Genomic DNA, 10398 nt, shown 5'->3' with positions numbered 1-10398 from the left:
GAACCACTAGATTTCCCCGGGTATCGACGGAGAGTCTTTGTGGAACGGCGACACGACAGCGCTTCGGCGATGGACACGATCATCGTCGAAGCCGTCGTGATCGTCGGAATCATTTGTGTACTAGCACTTTTGCCGATGTCGCCGCTCCCTGCGGTCGCCCAGGCTTTCCCGAACTCTTCTCCGACGAGGGGCGAGCGGGTGAGTTCCGTTGCCGTGCATTCACCGTCGATGAATCGCGACATAGATCTCACCGTCATCACACCCGCCGACAACTCGCGGCCACGGGGCGTGCTCTACCTGATGAATGGCGCCGCCGGAGGAGAGAATGAGGCGAATTGGCTACACAAGACCGATCTGGTGCGGTTCCTGGCCGACAAGGACGTCTACGTCGTCATCCCCACTCAAGGTGCCTACACCTACTACACCGATTGGCTTCGATCTGATCCACGACTGGGTGTGAACAAGTGGTCGACATTCCTGGGTGAGGAACTGCCGTCGATCATCGACTCGCGGTATCCGACGAACGGGCACAACGTGATCGCCGGGATCTCCGGATCGGCGACGTCGGCATTGAACCTGGCCATCGAGCATCCCGGGCGGTTCCGCGCCGTCGCTTCCTACAGCGGGTGTGCGGCAACCTCGGACGCATTCGGGCAACTCGCTGTTCGTTCGGTGGTCGAGTTGCGCGGTCAGTCGGATGCGACGAACATGTGGGGCGCCTACGGGGGGCCGGTCTGGCGTGCACACGACCCTGTCGTGCACGCCGACAAGCTGCGAGGGCTGACGCTGTTCCTCTCGTCGGCATCGGGGCTACCGGGTGAGCATGACAGTTCCCGCGAGGTCCCTGATCCCGCTCACCTGATCGACCAACTCGCGGTCGGTGGTGGAATCGAGGCGGCCACGATGTACTGCACCCGGCAGTTGCAAGATCGACTCGAGAATCTGGGAATTCCCGCCACATTCGACTTCGTCACCCGCGGCACCCACTCGTGGCCGTACTTTCAGGAGGCAATGCATCGCTCGTGGCCCTTCCTGGCCCCCGCGCTCGGTGACTGATTCACCGTGGTCTGAGCCGATGGCGGCGCCTGGATCAACGTCGCGTTCTCGGTTGCTGATGTCCATCGGCGTTCCCGCCGCGACGTGCCGGCGGCCCGGCCAGAAGCCGGGTCGTGGCTGTTCGGTTCGCAACTCCCCGCAAGATGATCGGATGGCCGATACTCGTCAGCGGACCCAGATCTCCGCGGGCCGTCGGAGGCCGGGCCCGATGACGATGTCGTGTCCCTTGGGTGCAGGCTCTGCGGCACCTCGGGGACACGCGAGGAACTCGACCAAAGGTTGTGCGTGACTGCGAGAACCGCCCGTGCGGAGAGAAGCGCCCGCCTGGGCTCGTCGGACGTCGTCCTCGGCGTATGGCTGCTGGGTCTGGCCGGATTCGTCGACGCGATCGCATTCGTCGTGTTGCAGGGCAGCTTCGTGGCGTTCATGTCCGGCAATTCGACGATCCTCGGGTCGTCGACGGCGACCGGTCACTGGGGTCTGGTCGGGCTGACGGCGTTGCTGGTCGTCCTGTTCTTCGGGGGGTGTTTCGCCGGCGCGGCCATCGTTCGATGGGTCGGGCACGCCCATCGAGTGGTCATGGTGGCGATCGCCGTCGTGATCCTGGTCGGTGCGATCGTGGCCACCACGGCGTCGGAGTGGTCGGGCATGGTGCTGGTCGCCCTCGCCGGCGGCCTGATCAGTTCGGCATTGTCGGCGGGCACCGACGTGCACGTCGGATTGACCTATGTCACCGGAACTCTGGTGAAGGCGGCCCATCAACTGGCCGCGGGCATCGGGACCGAGCACCCGTGGAGCTGGCTGTCCACCGTCGGCTACTGGTTCTCCTTTGCCGTCGGCGCAGCGCTCGGCGGGCTCGCCTTCCGCGGGTTCGGTGCGCAGGCGTTGTGGATCGCGGTGGGACTCGCGGTGGTCGCCTGCGTGCTCCCGGTGCGGGGGCGTGAGACCGACGCGCCCGACGACCCCGGTGCCGGCGTCCGATCCTGAACACCACTGACCCGGGATTCCGGGTCAGTGGTCGCACGCTCGGCCGGGACACCGCGCCCACCCTGCCCCGATCGGTCAGTAGCAGCTCGCCCAGCTGTAGTACTCCGAGTTGTCGTTGGACTTGGCGACGACCCGGCCGTTGACCCAGATGGTGCACGACACCGCGCCGCCGTCCTCGTCGGTCACACTCGCCGAGGCGAAGCCGCCGTATTCGTCGGTCTCGGTGAATCGGTAGTACCGGCAGCCGTCGGACATGTCGACGAATTCCTTCTGGGAATTGCCGTATTTGTTGGTGAACTCCAGTTCGGCGACGTCATTGTTGCCGCAGAACTGGTACTGCACCGCGTCGTACTGGTCGGTGGACTCGGCGTGCGCCGGCGTGGAAACCAAACCGATTGCTGCACAGCTCATGCCGATGATGAGCGCGGCGCGCTTGGATGCCTTGGTCATTCTCGTCTCCTGGGGGAGTGGGGGGAAGAACTCCGTACGCGAGAATGTTTATCAACCGGCTCCGACAAACACGGATTCGTCGTCGTTTCACTGTCATTCGGCTGATCGACAATGGTCGAAAGGATTCCGCGACCATATCCGTGCATCGAACGAGCGATGCGGTGTGCACAGGCCGCCGGCCCCTGATCGGGTCGGCGATCCGCGCACACCGCATCCGGTGTCGCTGTTGGCATGTGGGGCCGGACTCGGTGTCCGGCCGCAGTGGCTACTCGCAGGCCACGCCGTCACCGTCGCGGTCGAGAGCGGACCGGTATCCGGGCTGGCCGCGGTAGAGCGGGGCGGCGCCGGCAGCACGGGCCTGGCTGCAGTTCTTGAAGTACACCGAGCTCGGGCTGGACTGCTCGGGCGCGGACTGGCGCGGGGTGGTGGTCTGCGGAGCGGACTGCTGCGGGACCGCGGGCACCGGCTGCTGCGGTGTGACCGCGGCACCACACGACGACAGGATTCCGCGGATCGCATCCTTCTCGGCCTGGGTGACCCACAGACCGTAGGCCTTCTTCACCGACACCTGCTTGGTCACATAGGTGCAGCGGTAGGACTTGTTGGCAGGCAGCCAGGTGGCGGCGTCACCGGCACCCTTCTGCTGATTGACCGGACCCGACACCGCGAGCAGGTTGGCCGGATCGTTGGCGAAGTTGCGGCGCTTGTCGGCGCTCCACTGCTGCGCACCCTTCTGCCACGCATCCGAGAGGGCGACGACGTGGTCGATCTGCACCGCCGACGAGGTGTTGCTGCCGCGGACGAAGTGGATGGTCTGGCCGGTGTACGGGTCGTTCAGGGTGCCCGAGGCGACCACGCAGTTCTGCGTGCCCGGCTTGATGGTGATGGCGGTGAGGTCACGCCGCAGGATGTCGTTGCGGGTGTCGCAGCCGTTGTGACCACCGGTCACCGACACGTCGTCGGACCACGCCTGCCCGAACTGGGCACGGTCGTAGCCGGTCTTGGGTGCACGGCCCTTGACCGCCAGCGACTCGAGATCGCTCAACGCACTGGTGGCATTCGCCGGCGGCGCCGCCGGGGCGGGGGTCGAGCCGACGACCGCCGGACCTGTGAGCACCGCGGCCGCGGCGATTCCTCCGACGAGCAATGACTTGATACGCACTACCGAACACACCTTCCTGCTGTCCCACCCCGGGTGCATTCTGCCCGGCCAAGGGGCACAACGGAAATCGGTTCCTGTCATTCGACCGGTGGAACTCGCCGACGGTGTGGTCTAGTCGGACGACGTTCCGCTGTCGGTCGAATTGTCCGTTTCCGCAGCAGGTTTCGGAACGGCCTTCTCGGCCGGTGCCTTTTTGGCCGGTGCCTTTTTGGCCGGTGCCTTCTTGGTCGTGGTCTTGCCTGCGGTCTTCTTTGCCGCCGTCTGCTTTGTCGCCGTCTGCTTTGCGGCGGTCTTTGTGGCGGTCCGCTTGGCCGGTGCTTTCTTCGCCACGGTCTGCTTCGCCACGGTCTTCTGCGCGGCAGCCTTCTGTGCGGGTGCCTTCCTCGCCGCAGCCTTCTTGGCGGGTGATCTCTTTGCCGGCGCCTTCGCCGCCGCCTGCTCGGCCGGACCCGACTGCTCGGCAGCCGCCTCCTCGGCAGCCGCCTCCTCGGCAGGCGCCGCTACTGCCGGGGTCGCGGCCTCGTCGTCGGCCTCTGACTCGACGGCGGCAGGCACTCTGGGCTCGGCAGCGGACTCGGCCACCACATCGGACTCGGCCACCGCAGATTCGACGACCACAGGCTCCACGACCACGGGCTCGACGACCACGGGCTCGGCGGCGGGTGCCGTCAGTGCCTTCGGTGCGGGGGTGTCGGGCCCCGACCGGCCGCGGGTGGTCACCGCGACGCCGAGCCCGAGGGCCACCGCGACCGGCCACTCGATCGCGCCGGTCGCCGCGAGCACCCCCAGCACGCCGTAGAACGCGAGCTGTCTGGGCTGCGGCACGCCGACCCGGCCGATCACCGGCACGTTGATCGAGAACCGTCGGGCATTGCGCACGAGCTCGGAGGCATCGTGATGCTCCTCGAGGAACTCGCGGACCGAACGGCCCAAAGTCCCCAATGTGTCGTCACCACTGTCCTCGGCGGCAGAAGTGGGGTTAGGCTTACCAACCATGACGGAGATCTCCCGTTCCCTCGGCCCCGATGCCCTCGTCGACTCCGGCGTCCGCCTGCTCACGCCCGCGCTCGAGCATGTGTACGCCGTCCTCGTGCGCGTCGGCGTCCTGTCGATCGACGAGTAGCTGCGAGATCCGCTCGACGAGTTCGGGCAGATCCTCGACCAGCCGGTCGATCACGCCCGGCATCGCCTTGGCGATCCCGGCGGCGGCAAAGGCGGCCGCGAACGCCTGCCCCCACCCGATCGGACCGACCGGGGTGCACCCGAAGACCTGACTGATCCCCGGGATGCTGATGATCCCGGCCATCGTGGCCAGGGTGCCCACATTCGTGGCCACCACCAGCGGCCCGTGTGAGTCGGTGAGGGTCTCGATCATCTGGGTGACGACCAGCCCGATCAGCCCGATCGTGGCCGCGCGGTCGGCGGGACCGGTGACCCGGCCGAACGCCCACGCCAGCGTCGCACCCAGTGTGGTGAACACCCCGCGCACCGCCACGGCTCGCCAGATGGTCGCCTCGTCGTGCCGGCCGACGACGTCGGGCTCCATCTGCGGACTCACCGCGAGCGCCGCCGCGGGCAGCGCATCGGTGAGCATGTTGACCAGCAGCATCTGCCGCGCGTTGAGCGCCGGAGATCCGGTCAGCACCGTGGTGATCAACCCGAAGCTGACCTCACCGACGTTGTGGCCCAACAACACCGACACCGCCGACTGCACCCGGCGCCACAGCTGCTCACCCTCGTCGAGGGCGTCGATCAGGGCGCCGATGTCACCGCCGAGCAGCATCACATCGGCGGCCATGCGGGCAGGGTCGCTACCCGACGACACCACGCCGACGCCGACCGAGGCCGCGCGGATCGCGGCGGCGTCGTTGGCGCCGTCGCCGACCATCGCGGTGACCATCCCGGCCGACTCGAGGGCCTGCACCACCTGCACCTTGTGCTCGGGAGACATCCGTGCGAACACATGATGCGTGCGGGCGGCCTCGGCACGTTCACCTGCATCGAGCAGATCCCATTCGGCGCCGGTCATCACCTGTTCGGCGGCCACGGTGAGCCCCAGATCGCGGGCGACCACCGCAGCGGTCACCGGATGATCGCCGGTGATCAGACGCACCCCGATACCGCGCTCGCGCAGTTCACCGAGCAGTTCGGGGGCCCCGGCGCGCGGGGTGTCCGACAGTCCGATCACCCCGACCACCTGCATCGCGGTACACAGCTGCGCCAGTGCGTCCGGATCGCCGGCGGCGGCCGCCGACTGCTCGGCACTCACCTCGCGGCGGGCCACGGCCAGCACCCGCAGCCCGTCGGCGGCCATCTCGTCGAGCAGGGTGCGTAGGGCATCGCGGTCGGCGGGCCGCACCGCGGGCAGCAGGGCCTCCGGTGCACCCTTGACCATCACCTCGTCGCCGACCAGGGCGGCCGCGAGCGGGCGACCCGACTGGAACGGCAGGAAAGCGGTCAGGGTGACCAGCTCGAGCCCGGCGTCGGTGGCCGCGGTGTGGATCGCGGCGTCGGTGGCATGCTCCACCTCACCGGCCCGGTTGACCAGCATCGTCGCACCGGCCACCCGCAGCACCTCGACCTCGTCGGCGCCGTCGAGCGGACGCACCGACGACACCCGCAGCCGGTTCTCGCTGAGTGTTCCGGTCTTGTCGAAGCACACCGCGTCGAGCCGGGCGAATGCCTCGATCGCGCGCGGATTACGTACCAGCACAGACGATCCGGTGAGCCGTCGGGCCGACGCCGACTGGGCCAGGGTGACGACGAGGGGTAGTCCCTCGGGCACCGCGGCGACGCCGATCGAGACGGTACCGGCGGCGGTCTCGTGGATCGGGGTGCCGCGCAGCAGGCTGAGCACACCCACCAGCGCGCCGCCGGCCAGGCTCCACGGCAGGGCCCGTTTGGTGATCTCGCCGAGCTGATGGGCCAGCCCGACGTCGCGGGCGCCCGCCGGTGCCAGGGCCAGAGCCCGGTTCACCTGGGTGCCGTCACCGGCCGCGGTGACCACCGCACGGGCCTTGCCGGCCACCATCGTGGTGCCCGCGAACAACATTCCGGTGCGCTCGGCGAGCGGCGCCCCCGGGGTGTCGGCGGTGTTCTTGACCACCGGCAACGACTCGCCGGTCAGGGCCGACTCGTCCACCTCGACGGTGTCGGCGTCGACGATCCGTGCGTCGGCGGGGATCACCTCACCGGACCGCACCTCGATCACGTCGCCGGGGCGCAACCGGCCCGCCCGCACCTCGTCGTAGTCCAGGGCGACACCGTGGAGGGCGAACTGGTCTGCGTCGATCAGCCTGCGCGCCAGCGGTTCCTGGACGGCGAGCATCTTCTGCAGGATGCGTTCGGCGTGCAGGGACTGCTGTGCGGAGATCGCGGTGTTGAGTAGCAGCACCCCCGACACCATCACCGCATCCAGCGGCGAGCCGAGCAGTGCGCTCGCCGCGGCGCCGGTCGAGAGGATCGGGGTGATCGGGTCGGCCAGATCCTCGCGCATGGTGCGGGTGAAGTCCGTCGCCCGCCGCCACGCCCGGGTGACGGTGGTACGCGGAATCCGCACCGGTGCCGAGGCATTGACCTGTTCCCAGCCGGCGGCGAGGCCGGTGGGCGCGGTCTCCGGTGCCGGCGGGGGCAGCAGTCGCCGCACCTCGTCGGTCGGCAGCGCGTGCCAGTCGTGACCCGAATCCGGTTCGGGCACGGCCTCACCGAACACGCCACGGGCCACCGAGAAGCCGGACCAGAAGGCGTACAACGCCGATGCGTCCACCGACCCCGGGCCGTCGCCCGGCACCGACGGGATCAGCATGAGCGTGCCGAGCAGCGAGCCGCCGGTGCTCAGCGTCTTGCCGCGGCGGACCGCCTCGCGGGCGCCGGGCAGTGCATGCAGGATGCGCCATGCCGCAGCCAGATCCGGGACCAGCACATCGGCCGCCCATGCCGGATCGGCGACGTCGTCGAACATCCCGATCGCCAGGTCGGCGGCGCGCGCGGCATCGGCGGTACCCCGGCCGATCAGGGCGACGTGCGCCCCGTCGCGCCGCAACGTCAGCGCTGCGTCGGCCAGCGCCGCATCGGGATCGGTACCGGGATCGAGGAGATCGTCGAAACCCTGTCGTAGGGAATGCAATCCGTCATCGGACGGGGCCACCACGCGCAGTCCGGCGCGGCGTGCCTCCATCAGCACGGCCGCGGCCAGCGGCTGACGGACCGGGCTGACCAGGGCGGCCGCGTCGGGACCGGCACCGTCGTACCCCGACAACGGATTCCAGCCCGGCTCGAGCAGTCCCGAGTGGAAGGCGTCGATCGCCGCGCGCCATACCTGTGAACGCAAATCGGCGGGCACCCCGGTGACGCGGGTGATGGTCAGTTCGTCGGTGTAGAGAACGCGGGGATCGACGAGCAGGGTGTCGACGGCGCCGAGATGGCGCAGTGCCGTCGGGTTCATCACCAGCGTGCCGTGCCGCTGATACAGCCCGCGTGAAAGTCCCGTGGCGAACGAATCCCGCACCACCACAGACGCTTTCGGTGCACCGACCAGTGCGGCGTCGGCGGCGGTGCGCATCGCCGAGGTGAACGCGAGGATGCCGGCACCCACCAGACCGGCGTCGACGGAGATCTCCTCGAACTCCCATCGGCGCCCGGTGGATGCCGCATCGGCCGACCGGACCGATGGCGGGCGTACCGCGTCGGTCTTGTGCGCGGCGGCGGCCAGCCGGGGTGCGGCATCCCGCCAGGCCCGTCGCCCGGTGAGCGCATCGGCGGTCTGCAGCGCCCGGCCGGTGGTGGTGACCAGGGCACTCAGCGGTGCCGCGGTGGCGGCCGCGGTGAGTGCCTGCAGCGACGACAGCAGCAGGTCGGCGCCCTGGACACCGAGCCGGTCGTCGATCGCCGCACGGATCCGCGGGTGATAGACCGCCGTGGTCACCGGGGCCGCGGCCACCCGGGAGAGCACGGGGATCGGGACGATCCGGCCCACCGTGGCGACGGCCAGCGTCGCCGACGCCAGACCGGTGCCGAGCAGATCGGCGGCCAGGAGCGCGTCGTCGCCGGGCAGACAGGGCAGCGGTGCACGCCGGGGGCCGGTGGCGCCGCCGGTGGCGCGTCGCTCGGCGTCGTCGATCACCGCGACCAGTTCCCGGGCCGACGGTCCGCCCGCGGCGATGGTCACCACCACCCGCGACAGCGGTCCGTTGACGTGGACGTCGGTGACACCGGGTAGGTCGGTGAGGGCGTTGCGCACCCCCGCCGACACCGCGTCGAAATGGTCGTCGAGTCCGCGGACCTCGATCCAGTGCACGCCGTCGTGGCTGCCGATACGCCGTGCGGGGGTCCCGCCGACCGCCTCGACGATCACCTCGCCGGCGGCCGCGCCGGCCGAGCCGAGCAGCGAGACCGTGGTCTCACCGGCCCATCGACCCGCCCGCACCGCACTCTCGCCGCCCACCAGGGCGGCGCCGATCGCGATGTTGGCGAGGTCGCGTGGAATCGAGAAAAGCGACATTGCGGACCTCCAATCCGCGATTCACCATACCGGGCAGAACGGCCCCGGAGCAGCGGCGAAAGACCCGTTGTGGTCCGCTCGGATCACAGTCGGGCGTGCGGCCGCGACAGCCCGACGAGACCGGTCAGAGCCAGTCCCGGCGCCGGAACTGTAGGTAGAGCAGCCCCACCACCACGACGATCAGCACCGTGCTCACGATGTAGCCGACGGTGGTCCCGAACAAGGGGAAGTTCAGGTTCTGCCCGTAGAAGCCGGTGATCGCGGTCGGCACCGCGATGATCGCCGCCCATCCGGTCAGCTTCTTCATCACGGTGTTGAGGCGGGCGTCGTTGAGCGCCAGATTCGTCTCGAAGACGGTGGTGATCATGTCGCGCAGCGACTCGGTCCACTCCGCCGCGCGCAGGGCGTGGTCGTAGAGGTCGGAGAAATGCGGATCGAGTTCGGCCGGGGCGTGGTTCTCGAATCGCCGACGCTGGATCGCGGCGATCACCTCGCGCATCGGCACCACCACGCGGCGCAACAGCACCAGGTCCTTGCGCAGGTCGTAGGTGCGGCGCTGCAGGGACCGGTTGCCGGTGGACTCGTCGAAGAGCAGTTCCTCGAGTTCCTCGATGTCGGCGTCGAGGCGCTGGACGGCATCGAAGTGTCCGTCCACCACCACGTCGAGCACACCGTGCAGCAGCGCGCCGATGCCGTACTGCTCGCCGCCGACGTCGTTCCACCGATCCACCACCTCCTGGATGTCGAATCCCGGGGCCAGCCGCACCGTGATCAGGGCATTGCTCATCAGGAAGATCGAGATGCGCTGCAGGGTGAACGATTTCGCCCTGCGGGCGAACGGGGAGTGGCGGTCGACGCCGAGTGCGGTCAGGTCGACGTCGGAGTTCTCGGTGCCGCCATCGCGCGCCCCGGGATCGGTCACGCCGGAATCCTTCGGGGGCCGGGGGATGACGGCGTAGACGGTCATGAACGTGTAGTGGCCGTACACGACGGTCTTGACGCGTTCGGCGGCGGCGATGGTGTCCTGGATCGCGAACGGGTCGAGGTCGAGTTCGGTGGCCAGCGCGGTCAGGGTGGCGTGGTCGGGGCAGTCGAGATCGGCCCAGATCAGGGCGTCCGGGGCATCGAGATGCTCGGAGATCTCGTCGAGGCGGAAGCCCTCCACCGGTTTTCCGTGCCGCCAGATCTGGCCCCGCACCACTTCGCGGTGGCCGGTACCCGCTGCATCCGACATGGGCCCCAT

8 protein-coding genes and 1 pseudogene are annotated in these 10398 nt (G+C 69.1%); 3 read left to right on the top strand and 6 right to left on the bottom strand.

Going from position 1 to position 10398, the window contains the following annotated elements; translation table 11 throughout:
• Positions 1-242: hypothetical protein (locus GD1_RS25500; protein ID WP_244882870.1), on the bottom strand; the 242-nt coding region annotated here is incomplete at its 3' end.
• On the opposite strand from GD1_RS25500, the gene GD1_RS18135 reads away from it, so the two are divergent.
• Together GD1_RS18135 and GD1_RS18130 are read left to right on the top strand one after the other, a co-directional pair.
• Positions 136-1056 (top strand): alpha/beta hydrolase, encoded by a 921-nt coding sequence (locus tag GD1_RS18135; protein ID WP_238403989.1) that lies wholly within the window; start codon positions 136-138, stop codon positions 1054-1056. The two genes, GD1_RS25500 and GD1_RS18135, sit on opposite strands and share 107 nt — an antisense overlap.
• Positions 1057-1341: 285 nt before the next feature.
• Positions 1342-2043, top strand: coding sequence for a YoaK family protein (locus GD1_RS18130; RefSeq protein ID WP_162128858.1), 702 nt, complete (start codon positions 1342-1344; stop codon positions 2041-2043).
• A 75-nt stretch (positions 2044-2118) separates the two neighbouring features.
• Here GD1_RS18130 and GD1_RS18125 read toward each other — a convergent pair whose 3' ends face one another.
• The 3 genes from GD1_RS18125 to GD1_RS25270 form a co-directional block, all read right to left on the bottom strand.
• Positions 2119-2493: a hypothetical protein gene (locus GD1_RS18125; RefSeq protein ID WP_020792236.1), complete on the bottom strand. Its 375-nt coding sequence runs from the start codon at positions 2491-2493 to the stop codon at positions 2119-2121.
• 265 nt (positions 2494-2758) lie between these two features.
• The gene (locus GD1_RS18120) at positions 2759-3655 is read right to left on the bottom strand and encodes a GmrSD restriction endonuclease domain-containing protein (protein WP_059039045.1); all 897 of its coding nucleotides are present in this window, start codon (positions 3653-3655) and stop codon (positions 2759-2761) included.
• A gap of 111 nt (positions 3656-3766) precedes the next feature.
• Entirely contained in the window at positions 3767-4651 is an 885-nt protein-coding gene (locus GD1_RS25270; protein WP_202927196.1) for a hypothetical protein, read from the bottom strand.
• Here GD1_RS25270 and GD1_RS25800 point away from each other — a divergent pair.
• On the top strand, positions 4650-4778 hold the full coding sequence (locus tag GD1_RS25800) for an Rv1535 domain-containing protein (RefSeq protein ID WP_369127640.1): 129 nt from the start codon (positions 4650-4652) through the stop codon (positions 4776-4778). The genes GD1_RS25270 and GD1_RS25800 overlap by 2 nt on opposite strands.
• A gap of 132 nt (positions 4779-4910) precedes the next feature.
• Here the strand turns inward: GD1_RS25800 and GD1_RS25795 are convergent.
• Both GD1_RS25795 and GD1_RS18105 read right to left on the bottom strand, forming a co-directional pair.
• A pseudogene (locus GD1_RS25795) lies at positions 4911-6983 on the bottom strand (cation-translocating P-type ATPase); the annotation flags it as partial.
• A gap of 2296 nt (positions 6984-9279) precedes the next feature.
• Entirely contained in the window at positions 9280-10389 is a 1110-nt protein-coding gene (locus GD1_RS18105) for a magnesium transporter CorA family protein (protein ID WP_059039043.1), read from the bottom strand.
• Positions 10390-10398 lie beyond the last annotated feature (9 nt).

Source organism: Gordonia desulfuricans NBRC 100010, assembly GCF_001485495.1.
In the GTDB taxonomy this organism is placed as follows: domain Bacteria; phylum Actinomycetota; class Actinomycetes; order Mycobacteriales; family Mycobacteriaceae; genus Gordonia; species Gordonia desulfuricans.
This window is presented reverse-complemented; position numbering and strand designations above follow the sequence as displayed.

What these genes read in the sequence shown, in the direction of transcription:
- GD1_RS18135 (WP_238403989.1), top strand. Translation starts at nt 136, where the DNA reads ATGTCGCCGCTCCCTGCGGTCGCCCAGGCTTTCCCGAACTCTTCTCCG.
- GD1_RS18125 (WP_020792236.1), bottom strand. Translation starts at nt 2,493, where the DNA reads ATGACCAAGGCATCCAAGCGCGCCGCGCTCATCATCGGCATGAGCTGT.
- GD1_RS25800 (WP_369127640.1), top strand. Translation starts at nt 4,650, where the DNA reads ATGACGGAGATCTCCCGTTCCCTCGGCCCCGATGCCCTCGTCGACTCC.
- GD1_RS25270 (WP_202927196.1), bottom strand. Translation starts at nt 4,651, where the DNA reads ATGGTTGGTAAGCCTAACCCCACTTCTGCCGCCGAGGACAGTGGTGAC.
- GD1_RS18105 (WP_059039043.1), bottom strand. Translation starts at nt 10,389, where the DNA reads ATGTCGGATGCAGCGGGTACCGGCCACCGCGAAGTGGTGCGGGGCCAG.